Here is a 26,396-nt window from a genome sequence, read left to right on the forward strand (position 1 = left end):
CTACCACCCCGGCTTTCAGCCCTCCCTCTTTTCCGAAAGGAGAGGAATCAGAACTTTAAACCAGATTGAACCATAGAAGCGTAATTTTGTTAGGACAAGGACAAACAGAACTTCCATTAAAAAAAACAGAGGTTCTGTTCTTTCTAAAAACAGAGCCTCTATTTAGTGTAAACAGAGCCTTCATTTCACTGAAACAGAGCCTTCGTTTTCCCTAAATAGAGCCTCTGTTTGGAGAGAGTGAAAACAAGGATTCCGCTCTTCTTTCGCATCGATAAGAATAATAATTGTCTAATTGTAACAAATATGTATGCAAATAAAGTAAAGAAAATAGCTGCCGTTCATGACCTTTCCGGTATGGGGCGTGTTTCTCTCACAGTCGTTATCCCCATTCTGTCGTCTATGGGTTTTCAAGTTTGCCCCTTGCCGACGGCGGTATTGTCCAATCATACGCAATATCCCGACTTCTCCTTTCTGGACCTGACGGATGAAATGCCCAAGATTATCGCCCAATGGAAAAAGCTGAATGTGCAGTTCGACGCTATTTACACCGGTTATCTAGGTTCTCCGAAACAGATTCAGATTGTTTCCGATTTTATCAATGACTTCCGCCATGAGGACAGCCTGATCGTAGCCGACCCTGTACTGGGAGATAACGGCAGACTATATACCAATTTTGATATGGAAATGGTGAAGGAAATGCGTCACTTGATAAAGAAGGCGGATGTGGTTACACCCAATATGACCGAGCTGTTCTATTTGCTGGATAAACCTTATAAAGCGGACAATACAGACGAAGAACTGAAAGAATATCTTCGTCTCCTGTCCGACAAAGGTCCGCAAGTCGTTATCATCACAAGTGTTCCTGTGCACGATGAACCTCACAAAACCTCGGTTTATGCGTACAACCGTCAGGGAAATCGTTACTGGAAAGTAACCTGTCCGTATCTTCCCGCCCATTATCCCGGCACGGGAGATACTTTCACCAGCGTGATTACCGGTTCGTTGATGCAGGGCGACAGCCTTCCAATGGCTCTAGACCGTGCCACACAGTTTATCCTGCAAGGAATCCGTGCCACTTTCGGCTATGAATATGACAATCGGGAAGGTATCCTGCTGGAGAAAGTGCTCCATAACCTGGATATGCCGATACAAATGGCCAGCTACGAATTAATATAAGAGAAATCAGATGAATGCAAGAGAAATCAAAACTCTACCGTAACTCTTGTCGGAAGGTCGCCGGACGTCCACTTCGGACCTTCTTTGACAAGACGGATTGCTTCTTTGTCGGCAGATTCGCATAACCCGTGAACGACAGTGATATTCTGTGGCCTTCCTTCTTTATCTACAAAGAAAGAGAGGACTACTTCTCCTTTCACATCCTTACATGACTCGTCATTCGGACGAATCAGATTTTCTTCCAGATATTTCTTGTATTTGCGCTTACCTATCACCGGTTGCGGCGTCTTGTATTTTTCTTTTGCCTTTAAATTTATTTTTGCCGTAGCACCGGCGACGTTGGACTTCTTCTTTTTGCCATACCCCACTACCACTACTTCACTAAGTGCTTGTTGGTCTTCATTCATGGCTATCAGCATTGTCCGGCTGGTATCTACGGGAATCTCCACCGGTTCGTAACCGATGAACTGTGCTGTCAGTTGCTTGTTGCCTTTTTCTTTTTTCAATATGAACTCACCGTTGAGGTCTGTTACTGTACCAATATTCGTACCGGTATATGCTACACTGGCTCCGATGATAGGTTCTCCTTTTTCATCCGTCACTTTACCTTTTATCAGGTTCAGATTGGGGGTGGCTGCTTTGGCTGCCTTCAATTGATGAACTTCGGAAAGTGAAGTATCCGTATCCGCTACTATTCTTTCCTCTTGTATATCTGTCCGCCCGACGGTTTCCTCAATAACCGGCGTTATTGCTACCGGTGCACTTTGAGTCTTTGGAATAGATTTGCTCTTGGCTACTATATCTTTCTTATCCGTTGGCGTCGCAGTGACTTCGTGAGTGGAATCCTGCTTTATCTTAATTTCTGCTAAAGAAGAAATTTCTTCTTTCGGACTAATAGGTTCAAATACCGCTGAAGGAATCTCTTCTTTAGCGATGAATACATCATCCGTCATCCTCTTTTTAAGGAACAGGAAATAACAGCTGATACCGATACCGATTACCAGGCAGGCAGCAATGCTCCAAGTGACAGCATACGAATTCTGTTTCTTTGAAAGATTCCTTTTCTTTGTGGCACGAGCCGAGACCTGCATCCGCAGTTGCCCGATTCGTTGTTCATGATTTCCCTCCACTTGACCATATCCGTCCATAGCATCGGCCAGAAAAGGGTCTTTCATCGACTCTTTCTCCAGTCGATGTGCCTCTTTTCCTTTGCGGAGTCCTCGTATGTAGTCTAATAGTTTCATAGGGCCTGTTTCTTGATACAATTTTTTAAGTTTCGCTTTCCGTTTTGGATATAGCTTTTCACATTGTTCAGAGTAAATCCGGTCTGTTCGACGATATCGGCATACGACATTTCTTCTAAAAAGAAACGTGTAATGCTGGTCCGTTGTTCTTCGGGCAACTTTTCAAGACAGTGATGCAATGCCTTCAGTTGTTCCTCCGGACTTTCCTCTTCACTTAATAGATGCAGAAATTCGTCGGATTCCATAACGTTGATCGTATAATCTAACGGAATTTCTTTGTTTTCTTTTCGCAGAAGTTGCAGACAATGATTCTTGGCTACCCGGTAGAGCCACGGCTTGAAGACTTTTATCTCGTAGTTGCCCGTTTTCGGCAATAAATCTTCAAACAATTGCATCACCGCTTCCTGTGCACGGTCTTCATCTTGCAGATATTTCAGGCAAAGTCCATACAGTAACGGGATATAACGGTTGTATAGCTCACCGAAATATTCCGTATCACCGGACTTTGTATAATGTGTCAGTAATTCCTCGTCCGATAGTTTTGATATGTTTCTTTTGAAAAACAAAACTGTTTTTGTTGCCAAAGATAGGGATTGGGACTAAATATAGCAACTGTCGGAAGAAAAATAAAAAAAAACTTCAATCGGTTTATGGAATCTGTGTGAAATCTGCATCTCTATATCAAAAGCGAATTAATAGTAACATTTTAAAACGATAAAGTTATGAAAGCAAATCAATTCAGAGCAATGATGCTCGTACTGCTCATGGCAGTTGTTTCTTTAGGTGTGGTGAACGCGCAGACGCTGACTGTGACGGGTACGGTGACGGATGTTGCGGACGGGACTCCGATTGTCGGTTGTTCTGTAATGCTGAAAGGTACTACCAAAGGTACGGTGACAAATGTAAATGGACAATATGCTATTCAAGCGAAGAAAGGGGAGACGTTGTTGTTTCAGTTTATCGGATACAAACAAGAAAGCAGAGTCGTCAAATCTGCCAGACTGGATATCAGGATGAAAGCTGATGAGGTTGCGTTGGAAGAATGCGTGGTGGTTGGCTACGGAACCCGGAAGACTAAGGCTATAACAAGCGCTTATATGGCGATATGTCCTACACCTGCGTATGATATGTGTGTGAATACGGAAGAATATGGTTCCTTTCAGGAAAATGGCTTCAAAGAGGTGGCGGATGCAGCGCTTTCTACTTTCTCCATTGATGTAGATGCAGCTTCTTACAGTAATATGCGTCGGTTTGTCAATAAAGGTGAGTTGCCTCCGGTAGATGCTGTCCGTACGGAAGAACTGGTCAATTACTTTTCTTATGACTATCCGAAACCGACCGGAAACGACCCTGTGAAGATTACAATGGAAGCCGGAGCCTGTCCTTGGAATCCTGCTAACCGTCTTGTCCGTATCGGACTGAAAGCAAAGGAGATTCCTACGGATAACTTGCCTGCCTCCAATCTGGTATTTCTGATTGACGTGTCCGGTTCTATGTGGGGAGCCAATCGGTTGGATTTGGTGAAGTCTTCTCTTAAATTGTTGGTCAATAACTTGCGTGATAAGGATAAAGTAGCCATTGTTACCTATTCAGGAAGTGCCGGTGTAAAACTTGAATCGACTTCGGGCAGTGACAAGCAGAAGATTCGTGAAGCGATAGATGAACTGACGGCGGGAGGTTCAACTGCCGGTGGCGCAGGTATTATGCTGGCTTATAAAATAGCGAAGAAGAATTTTATCTCTAATGGTAATAACCGTATTATCCTTTGTTCTGACGGTGACTTCAATGTAGGTGTTTCTTCGGCAGAAGGACTGGAACAGCTAATCGAGAGAGAACGGAAAAGTGGAGTGTTCCTGACTGTACTGGGGTATGGAATGGGTAATTACAAAGATAAAAAGATTCAGGTACTTGCCGAAAAGGGAAATGGTAACCATGCTTATATAGATAATTTGCAGGAAGCCAACCGTGTGCTGGTCGGTGAGTTTGGCGCTACGCTTCATACGGTGGCGAAAGATGTTAAGTTACAGGTTGAATTTAATCCGGCACAAGTACAAGCGTATCGTCTGGTAGGTTATGAAAGTCGTCTGCTGAAAGATGAAGATTTCAATAATGATGCAAAAGACGCCGGAGATATGGGCGCAGGGCACACGGTGACGGCTTTCTATGAAGTGATTCCGGTAGGAGGAAAGAATACGTATGCAGGAAAGGTGGATGAATTGAAATATCAGAAGAAAGAAAAAGTGAGTGTGAAGCCTACCGGTTCTGACGAACTTCTGACAGTGAAACTCCGCTATAAGGCTCCAGATAAAGATGTCAGCAGGAAAATAGAACTTCCTTTTGTGGATAATAAAGGTAACAATGTATCTTCCGATTTCCGTTTTGCGTCTGCCGTAGCTATGTTCGGGCAGTTACTCCGGGATTCTAATTTCAAGGGTGAGGCTACTTATGACAAAGTAATCAGTCTGGCTAAACAGGGATTGGATCATGATGATAAAGGATACAGGAGAGAATTTGTCCGTTTGGTTGAGGCTGCTAAGGGAATACAGCAAGAGAAATAAATATATCCTGTTAGTATAAGTAAGTTCTCTGTTTGAATGGTAATCATTGATATTGTTATTGGCTAGTAAGAGTTCGGGAGGATACACCAACGAAATAACTTTGGCGATATCTTGCCGAACTCTTTTCTTTATAGATTTCCGCTTCCCGCCTTTCTCATCAATTCCCAATATAAATAGGTGGGTTGTTTTATTTCGCTTTTCTCTATCAGTGGACCGAGTTGTTCGGCAAAGTAACTAATCATGGCATTGGGTGTTTCTATTTCTTTTAATCCCATTGATACCCTTTCTTTACTTCACTTTTTAAGGCCGGTCCGAATTCGAATCCCATTTGTTCGAACCATTCTTTTCGTTGAAGGATGTTTTGGTGGAACCGGGTAAAGTCAAGTCTCTCTCCCTGATACCACATTTGTTCTGCCAATGCCAAGATACGGGGAAACAGACGCCGGTCTATCATTCGTTCTGTAACTCCGTCGTCAGTCCACAAAGCACAAGTCATGCCAAGAATTAAAGGGTCCTTTTGGTTGATCGCCTTGTCGGAAGGATTGTTCTGATATATGTCTTTCAGGTCGAAGGTACGTGTATTGGTATATCCTCTCCAAGGAGTGACCGGGAAGTTCAGATACGTATAATAATTGGAACTGCAAATAACTGGATAATGGTGTTTAATTGCATTCCGAAGTGCTAGCTCTTTGTGCCCACGGTAGTTCCACCATTGAATTACTATGTTGTCCGGTAACGGATATCCGTCATGATAAACTACATCCCCCCAGAATATGGCCTTTCGTCCTTTCGACTTCAGATAATCCGCCATTTGTGCCGAAAACCATAATTGCAGATCATGGCTATCTTTCAGATTCATTGCTGCAATTCTTTTTTGGCAATCCGGACATTTGTCCCAATTACCTTTTGGAGCTTCGTCTCCTCCCAAATGTATATAGGGTGAAGGGAAAATAGCACATACCTCATCCAATATATTTTTCAGGAAATGCAGGACTTCTTCTTTTCCTGCACAAAATATATTTTGAGTAAATCCGTGCTGTGGTACTTCAACAGGTTGACCGAAACAACCGAGTTCCGGATAAGCGGAAAGTGCTGCTTCGGCATGCCCCGGCATGTCAATTTCAGGAACGACGGTTATGTTTCGTTCGCTGGCATATTCGATAATTTCCTGTATCTCTTTCTGTGTATAAAATCCTTGTTGTTCTTCTCCTTTTCCTACCGAGCCTCCTATCTGTGCAAGACGCGGATATTGTTTGATTTCGATTCGCCAACCTAGTCCTTCGGTCAAATGCCAATGGAAATAATTCATTTTAAGTAATGAAACCATATCAATATATTTCTTGATAGTGGATATTTTCTGGTATTGCCGTCCGGAATCTAGCAGAAAACAACGCCATGGCGTACGGGGAGAATCAGAAATATCAGCACAGGCGAAGGTGAGAATTCCTGTTGAACCAGTAACCCATTGCCGCAAGGTTTGTACTGCATGAGTGAATCCTCTTTTATCAGAGGCGGCTATCACCATTTGTCGCGGACTGATATTTATCCGATAACCTTCGGGAGGAAGCGAAGAATCGGTCATCCAGCGGATTTCGGCTTTAGATGCTTTCTTCGTCCATTTGACAGAAGCGTTATGAAGTACTTCTGTACGGAAAAGACTTAAATAAAAAGTTGTGGTATCTTCAGCGTATATGGAAATCTTTTTTCTTAAAGTCAGGTAGCCTTTTTGCATTTCCATTTGATTGGGGGAAGGAAATACAATTTGCCCACAGGCGATAACTGCAAATGATGCGAGAAAGAAAATCGTTAGGAATAGATATTTCATAAGATATATGTGTTTATTTGGATTTCGTAAGTAAAATAAGGGAATAACTTGCACTTATTCAAGTCCTAAAAGTACAAATCTATTCCAAAAAAACAATTATTTATTGAGATAAATTACGAAATCAGAGAAGAATAAGAAAGAACTGTCTGCTATAATAAGTACTTCGGACAGCTCTGATTGATTAAGGTCTATCTATTGGAACAGATTTATTTAATTTTTAAAACGTCCCAATTTTAATGGGACACTGATGATGTACTTTAATATAAGAGATAAAACCGCAAACAGTCTCATCAACTATTTGCGGTTTTATCTCTTTGCACGGGAGGAGAGGCTCGAACTCCCGACACCCGGTTTTGGAGACCGGTGCTCTACCAACTGAGCTACTCCCGTGTTTGCGGCTGCAAAGGTAGTAGAAACTTCCGAATCTGCAAGCGTTCGGGTAAATAAGTTTTGAACTATTTTAATTTTTCCCACTCATCGGGCTTGAAACCGACCAATACAAAGCTGTCTGTTACTACTAGTGGTCGTTTTACTAATTTTCCGTTTGTAGCAAGCAATGCGATCTGTTCCTCCTCGCTCATGTTTGGGAGCTTTTCGCTCAGTTTCAGTTCTTTATAAACCAAACCGCTAGTGTTGAAGAATTTCTTGATAGGCAGACCGCTACGCGGAATCCATGCTCTTAATTCTTCTATTGTAGGATTTTCTTCTACGATAAGTCGATTGGTGTATTCAATGTTATTTTCTGTTAACCACTTCTTGGCTTTTTGGCAAGTACTACATGCCGGGTATTGTAAAAACAGAGGTTTCATACGCAATTTATTGTTTAATGATTACTATTACATATATATTTAAAAAAGAATTTGCAAATCCTGATACATAATCCGGTAAGCAGTCGCTTTCTTGTCTAATGCCAATGGGTATGCCCGTGATGAGGAAGGCATTCGGTAGAGTCGCATGGCGCGACCTTCGAAAATAAATTCCGAGTAATCGCCGACTTTGGGTTCCTCTACGTTGAATTGTTGGCGGAGAGTATCTGTGGCTTTCTGTCCCGTAGTGACAATAGCTTTACATTCGGGAAGTTGCCGGAGCAGTGCTGTCACGTCAGTAGCTTCCACTACTTCGAGAAATTTATCCGATGCATTATCTTGTAATCGGCGAATGGATGAAGCGGTATCGAACAAAGCAATTCCCTTTTCATTCAGAAAATCAATAATTCGTTCGCGGCAAAATGCTTTCCGTGTCTCATTCAGAAAATAATCCTTGTCATCGAAGAATAAAATCCCGAAGATGCGCCACATATCATTATTGAGGTTCGGATAATAAAATTCCATTGACCAACGTTTTTTTTGTGGTGGAAAACTGCCGAGCATGAGCAGCTTTGCTTTCGCTGGAAGAAACGGTTCTAACGGATGTTTTTCGATTTCCATTTTTATGTATCATTTTAATTTCCTACAAAAATAATGATATTGTTCATTTCCCTCAAAATCAAGATAAAAAATTACTATATTTAAAATATTTAGTTATTTTTGTGGCATAATGAATACACGATTTATTAGAATATCATTGAAAAAAAGAATTTTTATAAGTTATTGTCTTATAGGATTATTCTTTTTTCTTGGAGAGAACTGTTACGCTTCAAAGCGGCCGGTGTTTAGGGAAACGGTGAGAAAAGCCTCTGCTGATAATTCAACAGTAAGGGGACGTGTTGTTGATGTCAGTGGTGAACCCCTTATTGGTGCAACGATACGAGAGAAAGGGGGAACCCGTGGAACTGTGACAGACATTGAAGGAAATTTCATCTTATCTGTGCCGGATAGTGCGGTCTTGCAAGTTTCTTTTGTGGGGTACGAGAGTATAGAAGTCAGTGTAGGGGGTAGAAAGACACTTGAGATACAGCTTCGTGAAAATACAGTGATGCTTGACAATGTGATTATAACTGCTCTTGGTCTTGAAAAAAAAGAGGCTTCTTTAGCATATTCCATTCAGAAAGTGAAAGGGGAGGAACTCACCCGTATGAAAGAGGTTAATATGATAACAGCTCTTGCCGGCAAGGCTGCGGGAGTGCAGATAAATAAAAATTCCTCCGGTATAGGAGGTTCTGCGAAAGTGAGTCTTCGGGGGATTCGTTCCGCATCCGGTGATAATCAGCCTCTTTATGTCATAGACGGCGTGCCGATGTTGAATATCGGTACTGAACAAGCTTATTCTGCAATCGGTGGTACTGCAAATGCCGGAAACCGGGACGGAGGTGACGGTATCTCCAATTTGAATCCGGAGGATGTGGAAAGTATCAGTATCTTGAAAGGTGCTCCGGCAGCAGCTTTGTATGGAAGTCAGGCTGCGAATGGGGTTATTCTGATTACTACCAAGAAAGGTAATACTGCCGGACAGAGGAATATTTATTTCTCCACCGGATTGACATTTGACAAAGCATTCAGTCTTCCTAAAATGCAGAACTGCTATGGGGTGAGTGATGTTGTAGATAGTTGGGGAGAAAAAGCGTATCTGCCTACCTCCAATGAATTGAATGATTTTTTTCGTACCGGATTAACTTCCATTACTTCCGTATCCGTCAATTATGGAAATGAAAAGATACAGACTTATTTCTCTTATGCCAATACTACCGGACGTGGTATTGTAGACAAGAACCAACTGACAAAGCATAACATCAACCTGCGGGAAACAGCTGTAATGTTCAATCAACGTCTGAAATTGGACGGTAATGTGAACGTGATGCGACAGATTGTAAAGAACAAACCTGTATCGGGAGGTTTTTACATGAATCCTCTGGTCGGCCTTTATCGTTTTCCCCGTGGGGAAGATTTGTCTTATTATAAGGATAATTATGAAATATACGATCCGGAACGGAAACTGGGGATACAAAATTGGCATACTTTTACAGAAGATTTTGAGCAGAATCCTTATTGGATACAGAACCGTATACAAAGTAAGGAGACACGTATGCGTAGCATCATCTCTCTCTCAGCGAATTTGAGGATAAATAGTTGGCTGACTGTCCAGGCTCGTGGTAGTGTTGATTATATATCCGATAAGATGCGCCAGAAATTTTATGCTTCTACTGCTCCCGCTTTATGTGGGGCAAACGGACGTTATATTGAAATGGATTATCAGGAAACGTTGATTTACGGTGATGTCATGGCTATGGGGAAGAGGAAATGGGAGGATTTTACGTTGGATGTGGCCATTGGTGGGAGTATCAATGATAAAAATGTCAATTCCACCCGTTACGATTCCAAGAATGCTTCTTTGAAGTATGCCAATGTGTTTAATTTGGCTAATATCGTAATGAACGGTTCCGCCAGCATTGACCAGAAGATAGATTCCCGACGCCAGTTACAGTCCGTATTTGGTACGGCACAAGTTGGCTATCAGGATAAGGTATTCCTTGATTTAACAGCCCGTAATGACTGGGCATCGACTTTGGCATATACAAGCCATGAGAAATCCGGATTCTTTTATCCTTCTGCCGGTCTTTCTTTTCTTATAGACAAATGGATACAACTTCCCGAATGGATTTCTTTTGCCAAACTACGGGGAACATACAGTAAGGTAGGTAATGATATTCCTCAGTTTATCACAAACTCCGTTTCACATATTACTGCCGGGGGAGAGCTCCAGGCGAATGACGCTGCTCCTTTTAAGGAAATGGAACCGGAAATGACCCATTCGGTAGAGGTGGGTACGGAATGGAGGTTCTTCCAAAGTCGCTTAGGCTTCAATCTGACTTATTACCGCACCAATACTCATAATCAGTTTTTCAAACTTCCCGCCCTTGCCGGAGATATGTATGCATACAGGTATGTAAATGCCGGAGATATACAAAACCGTGGTTGGGAACTGACCGTAGATGCCACTCCGGTACTTACTCCGGATTTTACATGGAAAACATCTTTGAATTTCTCGTCCAATAGAAATAAGATCAAAGAACTGCATGAAGAACTGAAAGAGTTAGTTTATGGACCGAGCAGTTTCTCATCCAGTTATGCGATGAAGTTGGTGAAAGGTGGTTCTATCGGAGATATTTATGGTAAGGCTTTCGTGCGTGATGCCGAAGGGAATATTGTCTATCAGACCGAGGGCGACCATAAAGGCCTTCCGGCTGTTGAAGGTGAAGGGAATACAATAAAGGTGGGCAATGCCAATCCACGTTTTATAATGGGGTGGAACCATACATTCTCTTACAAAGGCTTCAGTCTCTACTTCTTGTTGGATTGGCGTTATGGCGGCAAGATACTTTCGCAGACACAGGCGGAAATGGATCTCTACGGGGTGTCCCAAGTGACAGCGCTGGCTCGTGACAGAGGATATGTAACTCTTGAAGGACAGCAGATAGACAATGTGAAAGGTTTTTATAAGAATATAGTGGGCGGACGTGCCGGAGTGACGGAATATTATATGTATGATGCTACAAATCTTCGTTTGCGGGAAGTCTCACTGAACTATACTTTTCCGAAAAAATGGATGCAGAAAACGAAAGTGCTGAAAGATTTGCAGCTTGCTTTCGTTGCGCGTAATCTTTGTTTCCTGTATAAGAAAGCTCCTTTTGACCCGGATTTAGTACTTTCTACCGGAAATGATAATCAGGGAATTGAAGTGTTTGGTATGCCGACAACACGAAGCCTGGGCTTTACTGTGAAATGTGAATTCTAAAGATACGGGAGGAGATGATGAAAAAGAACTATATTCATATATACTTATTGGGGTTACTGTTGCTTTCGGTTGCATGTACCGGAAAATTCCGTGAGTTTAATACCGACCAGTCCGGCATTACAGATGAAGATCTGATAATTGACGACAATGGTTACGGAATCCGTTTAGGGATTATTCAGCAGGGTATTTACTTTAACTATGATTATGGCAAAGGCAAGAACTGGCCTTTCCAATTGACACAGAACTTGAACGCAGATATGTTCAGCGGATATATGCACGATGCCAAACCATTGAACGGAGGTTCTCATAATTCCGATTATAATATGCAGGACGGTTGGAACAGTGCGATGTGGACACACATGTATTCGTATATTTTCCCTCAGATTTACCAGTCAGAGAATGCAACCCGTGATACACATCCTGCTTTATTCGGTATTACGAAAATTCTGAAAGTGGAAGCGATGCACCGTGTGACGGATTATTACGGACCTATTATCTACAAGAATTTTGCAGATGCAGGGAAGCATTACCGTCCTGATACGCAGAAGGAAGTTTATTATGAGTTTTTTAACGAACTTGATTCTGCCGTTGTCGCTCTTACCAGTTATGTGGAAGCAAATCCGGAATCTAATGGATTCTCCCGTTTCGATATTCTGCTGGACGGCAGATATTCTTCGTGGATTAAGTTTGCCAATTCCTTGCGTATGCGGCTGGCGATGAGAATTTCTGCTGTCGAGCCGGATAAGGCATGTGTTGAATTTCAGGAAGGGCTTAACAATGAATACGGTGTCTTTGAAGCCGAAACGGAACGGGTGGCTGTCTCCACCAAGTCCGGGTATACTAACCCGTTGGGAGAACTCAACCTTGTTTGGAACGAGACTTATATGAGTGCTTCCATGGAATCGATTCTGACTGGATATGACGACCCGCGTATTGCTGTCTATTTCGCACCTTGTACCGACGAACAGTTTAAAAACACATATCGCGGTATCCGTCAGGGGACGTGCTTTTCGCATTCTCATTATGCCGGATTGTCAAAACTGACCGTAACGCAAACAACGGACGCTCCTTTGATGACTTCATCGGAAATTTGGTTCCTGCGTGCCGAAGCTGCTTTGCGCGGGTGGACGGACGAAGATGAAGAAAGCTGCTATCGAAACGGAGTAATAACTTCCTTTCATCAAAATGGAATTTATCAGGTGGAAGATTATCTGAACAGCGAACGAATAGCTTTCGATTTTGAAGATACGTATGATAACGGCAACAATATCGAAGCCCGTTGTAAAGTATCACCAAAGTGGGATTCCGAAGCTGATAAAGAGATAAAACTGGAAAGGATTATCACGCAGAAGTGGATTGCCATGTTTCCCGAAGGTTGTGAAGCATGGGCAGAACAGCGTCGTACGGGCTATCCCCGTTTGTTCCCGGTGCGTTATAACCATAGCCAAAACGGATGTATTGATACGGAAATTATGGTACGCCGTCTCAACTTCCCCGGCACATTGCAAACGGAAGATCCCGACCAGTATCTTGCTCTTGTAGAAACCTTGGGAGATCCTGATGACGGAGGTACACGACTTTGGTGGGATGTAGAAAGTAATGGCTTGGACTAAAAATCTGTTGTAAGAATGTGTATATGTGTGCCGATTTAACTAATTTTGCACCTTCATTTAAACACATTCGTCATGAAAACAATCATCTCTACTATTTTTCTGTGTGTATTGCTTTCTTTTATACCGGAACTGCGGGCACAAAACATACAGTTACATTACGACTTTGGCCGTTCTTTGTATGACAAAGATTTGAAAGAACGTCCTTTGTTAACGTCTACTGTCGAGAAGTTTCATCCCGACACGTGGGGAAGTACTTATTTCTTTGTCGATATGGACTATACCTCTGAGGGGGTTGCCTCCGCCTATTGGGAGATAGCCCGTGAAGTAAAATTCTGGAAAGGACCTTTCTCTGCACATCTTGAATATAATGGTGGACTGGCAAAAGGATTCTCTTACAAAAACGCTTACTTGGCAGGAGCTACTTATACCTATAACAATGCTTCTTTTTCCAAAGGCTTCTCTTTGACAGCCATGTACAAATATATCCAGAAGCATAAATCACCTAACAATTTCCAGTTGACCGGAACATGGTATGTCAACTTCTGCAATAATCTGCTTACTTTCTCCGGATTTGCCGACTGGTGGCGTGAGGAAACCGATTACGGAAAAACGGTCTTCCTTACCGAACCGCAATTTTGGGTAAATCTGAACCGCATCAAAGGAATAAACAAACACTTTAATCTAAGTGTAGGTTCCGAAGTGGAAGTAAGTAATAACTTCGGTGGTCGTGACGGATTCTATGTAATTCCGACTCTAGCCCTGAAATGGACATTGAATTAATTTATTGAATACATCAATTATTGGATGAAAACAGATTTAATTTACGGTGTAGAAGACCGTCCTCCTTTTAAGGAAGCCTTGTTTGCAGCCTTGCAACATTTACTGGCCATTTTTGTAGCCATAATAACACCTCCTCTTATCATAGCAAGTGCCTTGAAACTGGATGTAGAAAAGACGGGCTTTCTTGTTTCCATGTCCTTGTTCGCTTCGGGAGTTTCCACTTTCGTACAATGCCGTCGTTTCGGTCCGGTGGGGGCGGGACTGCTCTGTATTCAGGGAACAAGTTTTTCCTTTATCGGTCCTATCATAGCCACGGGATTAGTAGGTGGATTACCGTTGATTTTCGGTTCCTGTATGGCTGCCGCTCCGATTGAAATGATTGTCAGCCGTACATTCAAATATCTTCGCAACATCATCACTCCGTTGGTGTCCGGCATTGTCGTACTGCTTATCGGATTGAGCCTGATAAAGGTCGGCATCGTATCTTGTAGCGGCGGATATTCGGCAATGGATAACGGTACTTTCGGTTCGTGGGAAAACCTGTCTATCGCAGCATTGGTATTATTGAGCGTATTGTTTTTCAATCGTTGCAGAAACAAATACCTGCGCATGAGCTCTATCGTGCTCGGTCTTTGTTTGGGTTATGGATTGGCTTTTGCTTTGGGAAAAGTAGATATGAGTTCGCTGAATGTTGAAATGCTGATGAGCTTTAATATCCCTCAACCTTTTAAATATGGTGTTGAATTCAATGTTTCGTCTTTTATTGCCATTGGTTTAGTTTATTTGATAACTGCCATTGAAGCAACAGGCGACGTGACTGCCAACTCCATGATTTCCGGTCTTCCGATCGAGGGTGATTCATATCTAAAACGTGTTTCCGGCGGTGTCATGGCAGACGGGTTCAATTCCTTTCTTGCCGGAGTCTTCAATTCCTTTCCGAACTCAATCTTTGCCCAAAATAATGGTATTATCCAACTGACCGGAGTGGCCAGCCGCTATGTGGGTTATTACATTGCCGCAATGCTTGTCTTGTTGGGGTTATTCCCCATTGTAGGAGCCGTATTCTCTTTAATGCCCGATCCCGTATTGGGTGGTGCAACCTTACTGATGTTCGGTACCGTAGCAGCTGCAGGAATCCGTATTATTTCGTCCCAGGAAATAGGGCGTAAAGAGACATTGGTATTGGCAGTCAGCCTCTCCTTAGGACTGGGTGTAGAATTAATGCCGGATGTCTTGAAACAGGCTCCGGAAGCGATACGAAGCATATTTTCTTCAGGAATCACCACCGGAGGCCTTACTGCAATTATTGCGAATGTCGTAATACGCGTAAAAGAGAACTAACTTGGCGTAATACTTAAATTACTCATCTTTTCTGTCGTTCGGAAGGGGAAAGCAGGATACTCGTAAAGACTGAAGCGAGGTTCGGTTTCCCCTTTCGTATAGCTCCATATTGAAGCATAATCTTCCGGGTCTTCCCCCATTTTTCCTAATTGGCGTAGATAAGCAGCCAATGACTTATTCTCTACGATATAAATTTGTCCCATTTGATTGATAATCGGACTATGATGCCGTGTACCGTCGTGTTCGAAACATAGGATACGTTTTCCTTCTTCCGTAAGTCCTACTAACTGAAAAGTCATACTTTTACCGATAGCCGGCAGATTCAGCACACTGCGATCGGTAGCAAGGAAGGGCAGGCGATGTTTTCTCATGAAACGTCTTAGTTGCTTGGCAACATCCTCTTGTGTTTCAATATCCGCACCTACTTTCGTTTCCAGTATCCTGTACAGTTCTTCCGCTTGTTCCGGAGTCATTTGACCATATATCTTTTCTTCCTGTTGTTCTTGCATTGAACGACTGTTCGGTGCGAATACTGCATAATTTTCATTGAATCCTTTTACAGAGAAAGTATAGTAACATACAACTCCCAATGAATTAAGTACCTGTCGGAGTCGTGTCGTATGTCCCCGGCGCGAAGCAGCCACCGTATACACTAACTGGTTCGTAATGATCCACCCCGCAGAAAGGATTTTCCGGATTGCCTCTTTCGCTTCGGGGGTCACCTCTAGCGGTGTTTGAAAATGGGTCTGAATAATAAACTGCTTGACACCAATTGCTGAAGCCTTTTCTTTAAATTCGCGTAGAATTTCAACCAGTTCATCATTAATACGCATTGGCAGATAAGCCAATAACCGTGATCCCAACCGTACCCGTTGCAGTTCTGCATACTTCTCTCCTTCGGGCCTTTCAAGATTTGCTCTCTGCTTGCGGACTGCCATTCGATACACTGCTTCCAGTATATGTCGTAGTGTCTTATTCTGGCTCATCAATGCATCACCACCCGTTATGAGAATATCCCGTAATTGTGTATCCTCTTCAAAGTAAGTCATCAACCGGCGCAATTTGCGGTCCCATGATTCCTTCGGGCGTAAAGTCTCAAATTCGAAATTTAGCCGTTCGCTTTGGAAGTCATACATACGTTGGCAAGAAGCACAAAGCCCGCCGCAAGCCCGTCCCATTGTATCGGGAATAAGAATTGCCACCTCCGGATAGCGTCGATGAATATTATGTCCGTCCGGTAAAATCCACCCCGCAGCATTCGGTTTTCCCGCCTCTACAATATCTTCCTTTTCCCATGCACGAATATTTCCATACGTTTCTACCAATCGTGGTGAATAAAGAATATAACTTCGGATTGCCTCGTCATTATACCCGTATCCCGTCACATTAAGTAACGATAAATAATAAGGAGTGGCAAAAAAAGGCATCCCTTTTTTACGGGCACGGTAGAGTAGATACATTGTTTCCGAAGAAAGCGAGTTTCCCAGAAAACGGTTCAGCTCTCCCGGACTTTTTACCGCCATTGCCAAGTGAAAACGAAAATCATTCCACCATTCGCTCACCAACCGGTATTTCTCCTCATAACTCATTCCCTCCTCAAAATGAAAACGAACTGAAGGTTTCGACTTCCTGTTTTCAATCTTCTGAATCAGTAAATGTAACATTCTCTCCTTGTTTTCATCGCGAATCTCTCTCACCTCTTCGTCCAGTCCGGTTTCCCAGCGGTCATTTCTGCTCTTGATACGTTGAGGTGAAGGTAGAGGAACCGTTTCTTCTTTCAGCCTTTTGAACAGCTGAAACAATTCAATAAACAAATCCGTCGGCATTTCCATATTTTCCAGCGTTTCCGTCAGAAACTTGTAGAGCAGTCGAATAGTCTGTACTGACATATCCTGTCCCGTAGACAGTTCATGGACATGCTGTCCATCATAATGGAGTAAGAGTCGAATTTGCTCCCTCGCCTCCTTCGCAGTATCACTCTTTATATCACAAGTTTCCGAAAAAGTCAGTAATTCAGCCTTAAAGTCCTCAACAGTAGTACTTTTTTCCGCTATCTCCACTAGTTCCGGTAGCTCTTGATTAAAGATTTGTTTCAACTGTGAAAAAGTAAGTATAAGCAATTTCTTTTGTTTCATAAGCGATCTATTTCTTTTTGTAGGTTCATAAATAAGGATGATGCGTCAATTTTCATAGAGCCTATAAAGATAACAAAAAAAGCGGAGGAACAAAACCTCCGCTTTTTCTATCGTTCAATTCTTTACGAATCTTTTTTTCTTTCTAACATTTCGGACAGACTATTTTTTCGTCTCCGTGTCGTCGTTCTTCCGTTTCGGTTCTTTCTTGGCGAGAAGAACGATATTGTAAACATAATCCGTCATCCATTGTTCGGAGTATCCGAGACGTTCTTTGTACTGACGGACAGCCATAGCCGTCTTGTGCACGTCGTCAGCCTTCCATACCGTTTTGGTACATACGTCATGAACCGTTTTCTGCGTCATTCCATACAGTGCCTTTTTGAAGATAGACGGCATACGGAATTTCCACTGCATCAAGTTACCCATTAACATCATCAGGTCATTCGAGAACCCCTGATACATAAATAAGTAAGATTGGATATCATTCTGTGTGCGGCAATTACGTTTTACGGATGCATCGATTTCTTTGAAGAAATTATCGTTCAGTCCGTAGTCCTGCATCAGCATTTTGCGTGAGGCGGACTTCTCACCCAGTCCCAGTTTACCGTTTTGTGTAGGCACTTTAAACAGACGTTTGAAGTTAGCCACGTCCGGCAAAAAGCGGATATTGGTGATACCAAGGTTTGTGGCGATAACTGACTGGAAATAAACCCGGGTCAGTGATATGAAATCTTCTACATTGCCGACTTTTGTTTCATCGGATTTTTTCTTGAATAAACCAAATAAGCCCATTGTTATATTAATGATTATATTATTTACAAATTACTATTTGAATGAGTGGAAGGTGTGTCCCCTGACTCCCACATGGCAATTTGTGTGCAAAGGTACAAAAACAGTTGGGTTTCACCAACATTCCAAGTCCTTTTCGATGTCCGGCATTATCTCTTTTTTGTTGGGCGAGTTGTACACTGTTGGCGGAACCGTCCAAATATCCGGTATTTTTTGTGGTTATTCGTTCTTAATTCGGAAGTAAAACTTATGATTTTCGAATACAGGTTCCACAATATCATAACGGACAAATTTGGCCAACAGATGTTCGGCGGCCCGGCGGGAAAGTCCCGTTCGGCGGCAGTAGCGGTTGAGTGAGAGTAAGTTACCTTGTTCCAGTTGGTCGAGCAAGAGTTGTTCCCGTTCGGTATAACGGATCAGTTCTCCCCGTGGACTGTCGCTTTGTTGCCATACACGGAGGTGGATAGGAGTTGCCAGTATATTTTCATCTTTGATGCGGAGGTAGGCGAGAGGCTTTCCGTTTTCGTCTTTGGCGTATACCGGTTTGTGGGGTGTTTCCTCAATGGTAGCTACTAATACTTGCCGGCCTTCCACTATATATGTCTGCATGGTATATTCCACTTCGGGGATACAGTAAAGTTGTGCGGCAGCTTCAATCATATATTTCTCTTCTTCGGAGCGTACGCCTGCTATTTTTCCGTTGTCTTTCACGCCGATAAGCAATCGTCCTCCGTCGGTGTTTGCAAAGGCCGATAATGTTTTGGCTATTTTGCGTGCGTCGGAAATTTCAAATTTGAAATCCTGTTGCTGATGCTCTCCTTCAGCAATCAATGCATGTATATAATCGGTATCTGTAAGCAGTTTCATGGCTACAAAGGTAGGTAAAAATGATGAAAAGCCTTTTTTTTAGGTATTTTTCAAAGATTATTTCAAAAAAAATATTGTTTTTATGCGTTTATTTCGGGAAACAGTGTATTTTTGCGACACATTATTAACGAAAAAATAAAAGGATTATGAAAGAATTGGTAGAAAAGGTAGCAGCTCTTTATGCTGACTTCTCAAAAGATGCTAACGCTCAGATTGAAAACGGTAACAAGGCAGCAGGAACTCGCGCTCGTAAGGCTTCTCTGGACATTGAAAAAGCAATGAAAGAATTCCGTAAAGCATCTTTAGAAGCTTCTAAAAAATAATATTAGAAGTCTGCTAAGATATTAGAAAGCAAGGAGAGGGTATATCCATTCGGGTATGCCCTTTTTCTATTTTTGGCAACCAATCTTTTAATTGTTTTTGCATGGATAGTTACTATTATTTAGGTAGAAAGGTGTATCTTTGTGTGTGGCAACCTCAAAAATTATAAATATATGAGTAATAGGATTTATCCTATCGGTATACAGAACTTTGAAAAAATCCGTGTAGACGGTTATTTCTATGTTGATAAGACTGCGTTAATCTATCAAATGGTAAAGACAGGTGGCTATTACTTCCTGAGCCGCCCGCGTCGTTTCGGCAAGAGTTTGTTAATATCCACGCTTGAGGCTTATTTTTCTGGGAAAAAAGAACTTTTTGAGGGGCTGGCAATGGAAAAGCTGGAGAAGGATTGGATAAAATATCCCGTTATTCATCTGGATCTGAATGCAAAGAAATTCGATACGGTAGATGATCTTATTCGTCTTGTCGACCGTCAGTTGCTGGTATATGAGTCTCAGTATGGCTCATGTTCTAAAGATGAGACGATAGACGACCGTTTGGTTACCCTTATTCGTTTGGCGGCGGAGAAAACGGGACAGCGTGTTGTGATTCTCGTTGACGAGTATGATAAGCCCATGTTGCAGGCTATTGGAAGAGATGAGTTGCAAGAAGAGTATTGGAATACGTTGAAGGCTTTCTATGGTGTGTTGAAGTCAATGGACGGTTATATTAAGTTTGCTATGTTGACGGGTGTTACGAAATTTGGTAAAGTTAGTGTATTCAGTGACTTGAACAATCTTGACGATATATCTATGCGTCAGATATATGTGGACCTTTGCGGTATCAGCGAACAGGAGCTTCATGATAATCTTGAAAGTGAATTGCATGAATTGGCGGATGCCCAGGGAGTAACGTATGATGAAATATGCAAGAAACTGCGTGACTATTACGACGGTTATCATTTTACATATAACTCTATCGGCATTTACAATCCGTTTAGTTTGCTTAATGCATTCAAGTATCAGGAGTTTGGCAGTTACTGGTTTGAAACGGGTACGCCTACCTATTTGGTCGAATTATTGAAGAAGCATCATTATGATCTCCACCGCATGGCTCATGAAGAAACCACTGCCGAGGTTTTAAATAGCATAGACTCAACTTCCGATAATCCTATTCCTGTGATATATCAGAGTGGTTATCTTACTATAAAAGGATATGATGTAGAGTTTGGTAATTATCGTTTGGGTTTTCCGAATAATGAAGTGGAAGAAGGTTTTATTAAATTTCTACTTCCTTTTTACGCTAGTGTTAATACCGTGGAGGCTTCCTTTGAAATACAGAAATTCGTTCGTGAAATACGTTCCGGTGACTATGAATCTTTCTTCCGTCGCCTGCAAAGTTTCTTTGCTGATACTCCTTATGAATTGGTTCGTGACTTGGAATTGCATTATCAGAATGTTCTTTTCATTGTTTTCAAACTTGTGGGCTTTTATGTCAAAGCCGAATACCACACGAGTGAAGGACGTGTGGACCTTGTCTTGCAGACAGATAAATTCATTTATGTAATGGAATTTAAGTTGAACGGTACGGCAGAGGAGGCCTTACGTCAGATTAATGAGAAACATTATGCTTTGCCGTTCGAACGTGACGGGCGTGAGTTGTTTAAGATAGGAGTAAATTTTAGTGCAGAAACGCGGAATATTGAAAAGTGGCTGGTAGAATCCGAATAAAACTAAAGTGAGACAAAATGTAACTTGTTGTTAGTAAAGACGGTCTGTTTGAGCAGGCCGTCTTTTTTATGTCTGTCGCTGTAGATGTTCTTTTGTTGTTTCAAAACATCTTCGTTTTTTGTTTTGTTTGTTCGTATGAGGTATTCTTATTCAGGGAATACTTGTATCTTTATTGTCGAATTAATTAAAAACAATCGTGAGATGTCAAAAGTATTAGGATTTATGAAGCAAGTGGCCCGTGGGCTGCAAGTGGAGGGAAACTTTGGAACTGCTCATGTTTATCGCAGCAGTCTCAATGCCATTATTGCTTATCGTGGGAAAGATGATTTTGCCTTCAATGAGGTAACTTCAGAGTGGTTAAAAGGGTTCGAAGTCTATCTTCGTGGTCGTGGGTGTAGTTGGAATACGGTTTCTACCTATCTTCGTACCTTTCGTGCCGTTTACAATCGTGCCGTCGATCTTCATCGGGCACCATACGTTCCGCATCTGTTCCGTTCGGTGTATACGGGCACTCGTGCCGATCATAAACGTGCCCTATGCGACGACGATATGAAGAAAGTGTTTTGCAAATTGTCGCAGTCTTCGGGTGCATCTTCGAATATGCGCCGTGCACAGGAATATTTTATGCTGATGTTTTCGCTTCGCGGTATGCCGTTTGTCGATCTTGCTTATCTGCGCAAGAGTGATTTGCGTGATAATGTAATCACGTATCGTCGGCGTAAAACAGGCCGTCCCCTGTCGGTGACGTTGACTCCGGAAGCAATGATTCTGGTAAAGAAATACATGAATCGTGATTCTTCTTCTCCTTATCTCTTTCCATTTTTGGAAAGCCGAGAAGGAACGAAAGAGGCGTATCGTGAATATCAGTTGGCGTTGCGTAGCTTTAATCAACAACTAATGTTGTTGGGAGAGTTATTAGGATTGGGTGATAAATTAAGCTCATACACTGCCCGGCATACTTGGGCTACAACGGCTTATTATTGCGAAATTCATCCGGGTATTATCTCCGAAGCTATGGGGCATTCGTCCATTACGGTAACAGAGACATACCTCAAGCCTTTCCGAAGCAAGAAAATTGATGAAGCAAATAAACAGGTTCTTGATTTTGTAAGGCGCTCTGTGGTAGGGGCAAATGCTTAGAAAAGAGACTGTTACTCCGTAGGTAACGGAGATGAATATCGGTGCAAATATGAGCATATTTCTTAAAACAACCAAACGAAATCAAACATTTTTTCCAATAAACTACTCAAAAGCGGAACTAGGACAGATAAAACACGTGGATTCTTTGTATTAGGGCTTTGTTAACTTCTAAATATTGCAAAAGGTTTCCCTCCCCTCTGCCGCTTGTCAGAAGCAGGGGTAAAGAACTTTCATCACTTATCGTATCATTTTTCAGTATTGACTACTCCAGAAGAGTAGGAACAAAGGTTTCTCCGTTACCTACGGAGTAACGGGTTGTCTATTATTGAAACTTAGTGTTTAATAATATATTATTAATGTAATTTTTAAGTAGTTATGAAAAGAAAATTTGTAAAAGTGATGTTCTTCGGGGCGTTGGCACTTTCTACTGTCACCTATGTAGGTTGTAAAGACTACGATGATGATGTGAAAGGTCTGCAAGAGCAGATTGACAACATTAACCAGAAGGGGGCTGATGTGACAACAGAAGCAATGAATGCTGCTATTAGTAGTGCAATAGCTAAAGTGCAGGCAGATCTGGATAAGATTGCAAGCAAGGCAGACAAGTCAGCGTTAGATGCATTGCAGGCAGTTGTTACAAAATTGCAAGAAGCTGTAAATGGAAAAGCTGATGCTAGCACACTGGAGTCGTTGAAAGCGGAGTTGAATGAAGCTATTGCAACGGTAGATTCATCCATTCAGCCTAAGATTGATGCAGCCAAAACACAGTTGGAAGGTCAAATTGCGGCACTGGAAACTAAATTGGAAGAAGCTGACGAGGCGATAAAAGGCAGTATTGCAACTCAAATCGCTGATTTGAAAACAGAGCTTCAGGACTTAATGGATGCAAATGCCGCAGAATATGCGAAGTTGTATGCTACTAAAGTTGATTTGAACGCTCTAAGTGATAGGGTTGAAACTCTTGAAAAGATAAAGCATCTTACCACTGACGATGTATTGTCTTTTATACAGACAGATGCGGATGTGAAGAAGTATATCGATGATGAGTTTGTAGCTTTATTGCAACAAAATCTGGACAAACCGGAAAGCGCCCTTCGGGCATATCTTGAAGGTGTATTTACCACTGATATTATGACTCAGGTTGAGGCTAAGTGTGGTGAAATTGCTGATACCAAAATGGAGGCTCTCCGTCAGGAATGGACAACATATAAAGCTGAGCAAGGTGAAGATTATAAGGCTATTGTAGAACGTCTTGCTACTTTGGAAGGATATAATTTGTCTACAATGGAGGAACTTTATAATTCCTTGACAGATCCGAAGAATAATACGATTGACAAAGCTAATACATGTTTTGAAGCATTAGGCGATATTACAGATCTGGCGACAGAGTTTGGTAAGTATACCACTACTACAAAATTAGAGAAAAACTATGTGCAGATTGCGGATTTGAATACGAAGATTGGTGAGTATATAGGTAACAGCATTTCTGACCTTGATTCTAAAGTTGCAACTTTGGAAACAAAATTGAATGCTCTTCAATCCGGATTGACCTCTATGCTTAAGAGTCTTGTTTTTGCACCGCAGAAATATGATGCTAGTGGCGAATTGGTTAGAAGTGTATCGTTTGCATCGATCTATACTTCTACTGCTCAAACTGCGGAAGGACCTGTAGTAATTTCTGCTCCGACCAGTGTGAAAGTAAACTTCCGTGTGTCTCCGGCATCTGCCGTAGCTGATTTGATTGGCGAACATCCTAAGTATACAATTACTACGGACAAACACGTCATTACTAGCCGTGCTGCAACCAATGACGGTATCCTGACTGTAGCCAGCGTAGAACAAGCTAAAGATGAAGCAGATGTAGCTATCGAAGGTATGATTACTGTGACTCTGAATGCTGCAACGGCAGTGAAGAGCTATGCTCTTTCTCTTTCTGTAGTAGGAAATAATGAGGAGGGTAAGGATGTTACCAACTTTACTGAAATCAATTCGGATTATTTTGCAGTTATTGTATCAAAGAAGTATATTAATGCTGTTGATTATGCTGCAAAAACATACGGAAGTCCGGAACTTTTGGTAGATAAAGCCGGTAGCGCTATCAATTTCTATGACGCCGAGAAGAATTCAGAATATATCAAGGTGAAATTGTCTGATAATGAGAACGGAAGTTCTCCTGCTGCCGAGGCTGTTACATTAGCTTCTCTTGGTTTGTCTCCCGATCTCTTTGAGGTGACATTTGAAAAGACAGAGGTTCCTGCGGATGCGGATTACTTTGTTCTGAATCCTACTACTTATGCTCTTACAGTTAATCAAAGCAAATTACCTGCTTCTAGCAGATATAATAAGACTTGTACAGTTACACCGAAGATAAAAGTAACTACAACTGCAACTAACGAAGGCCAGCCTGTTAAGGTTGATTATACAGGAACTGTTGTTAATGCGAAGATTGTTGCAGAAGGTGTTAATTTGGAATATGCTGTGGCTGACCTATACTGGAAAGATGCTGTTCAGACAGCTAACCTTAAATCCGAAGAAATTGGTAAAATTCTTGCCAAGATTAACGAAGTTGCTGGAGCAAGTTATGAAAGCTTTAGTGCTGCTGTAAGCGGTGCTACTAAATCAACAGCTGCTGACGGAGGAGTAACAATTGATGCATCTGGTGATGATGTAGTAGTAACTATTCCTGCTAAAACAGTAGGTGATGAGGCTAAAGATTATACATTTAAACCTGCATTGACATTAACTTATGCTAATTCTGCAATAGTAAATATCACCGTTGATGTGAAAGTTTTGGCTCCGGTTGTTACAGATTTGAAACTGGGTGCTAATACAATAAACTGGGATGGTAAATCTGTTGTAGATTTGATGCCGTCTGCTGATGCTCAGGCAATGACTGCTCTGACAGTAAGCAGAAAATTGTCTGAAGTACTTTTGGCTACAGATATCGCAGCTCTCAAAAAGGCAGTGCAAACAGATAAGACAGTACAGTTGAAGATTACTAAGGGTGGTGATGAAAGCGAAACTAATTTGTACCCTGGTACTATTAACTTCGACGACTTTACTGTGAAAGCTGCTGCTGCAACTGATAAAGCAGTATCTTATACATTTAGTCTGTATTATACTCCTAAGGATCAAGATCCGGTTGTACTCAATGCTAATCTGCTGACAGTAAATTTGAAACCTTCTGTTAAGGTTGCTGGTACAATTACAGCTCCGGAAGAAGAAGCCCGTACAATTACCAAAACTAAATTGACTGATACGTATGACTTGTCTACAGACTTCACTTGGAAAGAATTTAGAGGTGTGACAATATGGCCGACATTTGCTGCTGCAAGCGGTGGTGCTACAACGGATCCTGCAACTGTAGACGGTGCATTGGCTATTTATAGCGGCTCAGTGAAATATATCGTTGCAGAGGAAAGCCGTGCTACTTTCGTGAATTGTTTCAATACAACCGGCTACACTGCTGAAACAGGTGAAATAGCTGCTGCTAATAAGACTATTCAGTTGAATGATGTTATCAGAGCACAAGAAGGTGCAATCGTTAATCCTATTACAGTGAAAATTAAAGTGATAGCTACTACAGCTTGGGGAGCACCGGAGAATGCTGAAACAGAATTGACTATTACATATCCGGAAGGTTCAACTAAATAATTAAATATTTAGAAACCAGGATATCGACAAACTTCATTGATATCTCTCGTCATTCGCTTATTCCCATTATGGACTTATCGGAGCGGGAGATATCTTTGAATTAATAATTCAAGTTTCGTAAGTGCTGCATTCCGCATGGATTGTACTGCATGGATTATACTGCTGAGAAATATTCCGCTGAGAATTATACCGCAGGGAATTATACCGCAGGCTTCCCCTCCTTTTGGGAAGGAGGGGTGCCCAAAGGGCGGGGTGGTAGGTAGAGATAAGGTATATTCCTTATTTCTTTTAAAAAGGTAAACTCATTATTTTTCCTACCACCTCCCCCTACGGGGACTCCTCCTTCCCGAAGGAGGAGAAGCTATGCAGGATACTTGCGAAACTTGAATCAACAAGATAAACCCTTCTTCACCCTCGTGGTGAAGAAAACTCCGAGAAGCACCAGTACGAAGTCATTCGCTTGTGAAAGTCAATTCTTCCATGCTGTGTTTCTTAAGAAAAGGGATGTCTTCCTAATAATTTCCCACTGGCATCCCTTTTATTTACTCTTAA

At 41.9% G+C, this 26,396-nt stretch carries 19 protein-coding genes and 1 tRNA gene; 10 read left to right on the top strand and 10 right to left on the bottom strand.

All coding sequences use genetic code 11. The features are described 5' to 3' along the window. Positions 1-303: 303 nt before the first annotated feature. Positions 304-1,176 carry a pyridoxamine kinase gene (locus tag CGC64_RS08505; RefSeq protein WP_005680270.1) on the top strand — a complete coding sequence of 291 codons (873 nt, stop codon included), beginning with the start codon at positions 304-306 and terminating at the stop codon, positions 1,174-1,176. 26 nt (positions 1,177-1,202) lie between these two features. On the opposite strand, the gene CGC64_RS08510 is transcribed toward CGC64_RS08505, so the two are convergent. Together CGC64_RS08510 and CGC64_RS08515 are read right to left on the bottom strand one after the other, a co-directional pair. Further along, entirely contained in the window at positions 1,203-2,420 is a 1,218-nt protein-coding gene (locus CGC64_RS08510) for an energy transducer TonB (RefSeq protein ID WP_005679439.1), read from the bottom strand. Next, positions 2,417-2,986, bottom strand: a complete 570-nt coding sequence (locus CGC64_RS08515; RefSeq protein ID WP_022042479.1) for an RNA polymerase sigma factor — start codon at positions 2,984-2,986, stop codon at positions 2,417-2,419. The genes CGC64_RS08510 and CGC64_RS08515 overlap by 4 nt, the downstream gene beginning before the upstream one ends. A 156-nt stretch (positions 2,987-3,142) precedes the next feature. Here CGC64_RS08515 and CGC64_RS08520 point away from each other — a divergent pair, with 156 nt between their 5' ends. After that, complete coding sequence (locus tag CGC64_RS08520) at positions 3,143-4,978, top strand: vWA domain-containing protein (protein WP_005679441.1); 1,836 nt, start codon at positions 3,143-3,145, stop codon at positions 4,976-4,978. A 128-nt stretch (positions 4,979-5,106) separates the two neighbouring features. Here the strand turns inward: CGC64_RS08520 and CGC64_RS18940 are convergent, their stop codons facing one another. From CGC64_RS18940 to CGC64_RS08540, 5 genes are all read right to left on the bottom strand, one after another. Next, entirely contained in the window at positions 5,107-5,253 is a 147-nt protein-coding gene (locus tag CGC64_RS18940; protein WP_005679443.1) for a hypothetical protein, read from the bottom strand. Beyond that, positions 5,244-6,803, bottom strand: a complete 1,560-nt coding sequence (locus tag CGC64_RS08525; RefSeq protein ID WP_005679444.1) for a beta-N-acetylhexosaminidase — start codon at positions 6,801-6,803, stop codon at positions 5,244-5,246. The genes CGC64_RS18940 and CGC64_RS08525 overlap by 10 nt, the downstream gene beginning before the upstream one ends. A 317-nt stretch (positions 6,804-7,120) precedes the next feature. Then, positions 7,121-7,193 (bottom strand) — tRNA-Trp (locus tag CGC64_RS08530). 65 nt (positions 7,194-7,258) lie between these two features. Beyond that, positions 7,259-7,612, bottom strand: a complete 354-nt coding sequence (locus tag CGC64_RS08535) for an arsenate reductase family protein (protein ID WP_005679447.1) — start codon at positions 7,610-7,612, stop codon at positions 7,259-7,261. A gap of 39 nt (positions 7,613-7,651) precedes the next feature. Continuing rightward, positions 7,652-8,230, bottom strand: a complete 579-nt coding sequence (locus CGC64_RS08540; protein WP_005679448.1) for a uracil-DNA glycosylase family protein — start codon at positions 8,228-8,230, stop codon at positions 7,652-7,654. 109 nt (positions 8,231-8,339) lie between these two features. Here CGC64_RS08540 and CGC64_RS08545 point away from each other — a divergent pair, with 109 nt between their 5' ends. The 4 genes from CGC64_RS08545 to CGC64_RS08560 all read left to right on the top strand — a co-directional run bounded on the left by CGC64_RS08545 (position 8,340) and on the right by CGC64_RS08560 (position 15,208). After that, positions 8,340-11,474, top strand: a complete 3,135-nt coding sequence (locus tag CGC64_RS08545; protein WP_005679449.1) for a SusC/RagA family TonB-linked outer membrane protein — start codon at positions 8,340-8,342, stop codon at positions 11,472-11,474. Between the two features lie 17 nt (positions 11,475-11,491). Further along, positions 11,492-13,087 carry a SusD/RagB family nutrient-binding outer membrane lipoprotein gene (locus CGC64_RS08550; RefSeq protein WP_032855535.1) on the top strand — a complete coding sequence of 532 codons (1,596 nt, stop codon included), beginning with the start codon at positions 11,492-11,494 and terminating at the stop codon, positions 13,085-13,087. 72 nt (positions 13,088-13,159) lie between these two features. Then, the gene (locus CGC64_RS08555; protein WP_005679451.1) at positions 13,160-13,867 is read left to right on the top strand and encodes a nucleoside-specific channel-forming Tsx family protein; all 708 of its coding nucleotides are present in this window, start codon (positions 13,160-13,162) and stop codon (positions 13,865-13,867) included. A gap of 24 nt (positions 13,868-13,891) precedes the next feature. Further along, positions 13,892-15,208 carry a nucleobase:cation symporter-2 family protein gene (locus CGC64_RS08560; protein ID WP_005679452.1) on the top strand — a complete coding sequence of 439 codons (1,317 nt, stop codon included), beginning with the start codon at positions 13,892-13,894 and terminating at the stop codon, positions 15,206-15,208. Here CGC64_RS08560 and CGC64_RS08565 read toward each other — a convergent pair. The 3 genes from CGC64_RS08565 to CGC64_RS08575 all read right to left on the bottom strand — a co-directional run bounded on the left by CGC64_RS08565 (position 15,205) and on the right by CGC64_RS08575 (position 18,999). After that, positions 15,205-17,343 (bottom strand): KamA family radical SAM protein, encoded by a 2,139-nt coding sequence (locus CGC64_RS08565; RefSeq protein WP_005679453.1) that lies wholly within the window; start codon positions 17,341-17,343, stop codon positions 15,205-15,207. The two genes, CGC64_RS08560 and CGC64_RS08565, sit on opposite strands and share 4 nt — an antisense overlap. A 159-nt stretch (positions 17,344-17,502) precedes the next feature. Then, positions 17,503-18,135 carry a hypothetical protein gene (locus CGC64_RS08570; RefSeq protein ID WP_005679454.1) on the bottom strand — a complete coding sequence of 211 codons (633 nt, stop codon included), beginning with the start codon at positions 18,133-18,135 and terminating at the stop codon, positions 17,503-17,505. A 216-nt stretch (positions 18,136-18,351) separates the two neighbouring features. Then, a complete protein-coding gene (locus CGC64_RS08575) occupies positions 18,352-18,999 on the bottom strand; it encodes an AlbA family DNA-binding domain-containing protein (RefSeq protein ID WP_005679455.1) in 648 nt (215 codons plus the stop codon). A gap of 146 nt (positions 19,000-19,145) precedes the next feature. Here CGC64_RS08575 and CGC64_RS08580 point away from each other — a divergent pair, with 146 nt between their 5' ends. From CGC64_RS08580 to CGC64_RS08600, 4 genes are all read left to right on the top strand, one after another. Continuing rightward, positions 19,146-19,322 (top strand): histone H1, encoded by a 177-nt coding sequence (locus CGC64_RS08580; RefSeq protein WP_005679456.1) that lies wholly within the window; start codon positions 19,146-19,148, stop codon positions 19,320-19,322. Between the two features lie 171 nt (positions 19,323-19,493). Further along, positions 19,494-21,050: an ATP-binding protein gene (locus CGC64_RS08585; protein WP_005679457.1), complete on the top strand. Its 1,557-nt coding sequence runs from the start codon at positions 19,494-19,496 to the stop codon at positions 21,048-21,050. A gap of 201 nt (positions 21,051-21,251) precedes the next feature. Further along, positions 21,252-22,190: a tyrosine-type recombinase/integrase gene (locus tag CGC64_RS08590; protein ID WP_096037497.1), complete on the top strand. Its 939-nt coding sequence runs from the start codon at positions 21,252-21,254 to the stop codon at positions 22,188-22,190. A gap of 375 nt (positions 22,191-22,565) precedes the next feature. After that, a complete protein-coding gene (locus CGC64_RS08600; RefSeq protein ID WP_146109163.1) occupies positions 22,566-25,844 on the top strand; it encodes a coiled-coil domain-containing protein in 3,279 nt (1,092 codons plus the stop codon). Positions 25,845-26,396 lie beyond the last annotated feature (552 nt).

This window comes from Bacteroides caccae (assembly GCF_002222615.2).
GTDB lineage: Bacteria > Bacteroidota > Bacteroidia > Bacteroidales > Bacteroidaceae > Bacteroides > Bacteroides caccae.

Bases quoted from the DNA above. Each gene is read 5' to 3' on its own strand.
- CGC64_RS08505 (WP_005680270.1), top strand. From the start codon at position 304: ATGTATGCAAATAAAGTAAAGAAAATAGCTGCCGTTCATGACCTTTCC.
- CGC64_RS08510 (WP_005679439.1), bottom strand. From the start codon at position 2,420: ATGAAACTATTAGACTACATACGAGGACTCCGCAAAGGAAAAGAGGCA.
- CGC64_RS08520 (WP_005679441.1), top strand. From the start codon at position 3,143: ATGAAAGCAAATCAATTCAGAGCAATGATGCTCGTACTGCTCATGGCA.
- CGC64_RS18940 (WP_005679443.1), bottom strand. From the start codon at position 5,253: ATGGGATTAAAAGAAATAGAAACACCCAATGCCATGATTAGTTACTTT.
- CGC64_RS08525 (WP_005679444.1), bottom strand. From the start codon at position 6,803: ATGAAATATCTATTCCTAACGATTTTCTTTCTCGCATCATTTGCAGTT.
- CGC64_RS08535 (WP_005679447.1), bottom strand. From the start codon at position 7,612: ATGAAACCTCTGTTTTTACAATACCCGGCATGTAGTACTTGCCAAAAA.
- CGC64_RS08540 (WP_005679448.1), bottom strand. From the start codon at position 8,230: ATGGAAATCGAAAAACATCCGTTAGAACCGTTTCTTCCAGCGAAAGCA.
- CGC64_RS08545 (WP_005679449.1), top strand. From the start codon at position 8,340: ATGAATACACGATTTATTAGAATATCATTGAAAAAAAGAATTTTTATA.
- CGC64_RS08550 (WP_032855535.1), top strand. From the start codon at position 11,492: ATGAAAAAGAACTATATTCATATATACTTATTGGGGTTACTGTTGCTT.
- CGC64_RS08555 (WP_005679451.1), top strand. From the start codon at position 13,160: ATGAAAACAATCATCTCTACTATTTTTCTGTGTGTATTGCTTTCTTTT.
- CGC64_RS08560 (WP_005679452.1), top strand. From the start codon at position 13,892: ATGAAAACAGATTTAATTTACGGTGTAGAAGACCGTCCTCCTTTTAAG.
- CGC64_RS08565 (WP_005679453.1), bottom strand. From the start codon at position 17,343: ATGAAACAAAAGAAATTGCTTATACTTACTTTTTCACAGTTGAAACAA.
- CGC64_RS08570 (WP_005679454.1), bottom strand. From the start codon at position 18,135: ATGGGCTTATTTGGTTTATTCAAGAAAAAATCCGATGAAACAAAAGTC.
- CGC64_RS08575 (WP_005679455.1), bottom strand. From the start codon at position 18,999: ATGAAACTGCTTACAGATACCGATTATATACATGCATTGATTGCTGAA.
- CGC64_RS08580 (WP_005679456.1), top strand. From the start codon at position 19,146: ATGAAAGAATTGGTAGAAAAGGTAGCAGCTCTTTATGCTGACTTCTCA.
- CGC64_RS08585 (WP_005679457.1), top strand. From the start codon at position 19,494: ATGAGTAATAGGATTTATCCTATCGGTATACAGAACTTTGAAAAAATC.
- CGC64_RS08590 (WP_096037497.1), top strand. From the start codon at position 21,252: ATGTCAAAAGTATTAGGATTTATGAAGCAAGTGGCCCGTGGGCTGCAA.
- CGC64_RS08600 (WP_146109163.1), top strand. From the start codon at position 22,566: ATGAAAAGAAAATTTGTAAAAGTGATGTTCTTCGGGGCGTTGGCACTT.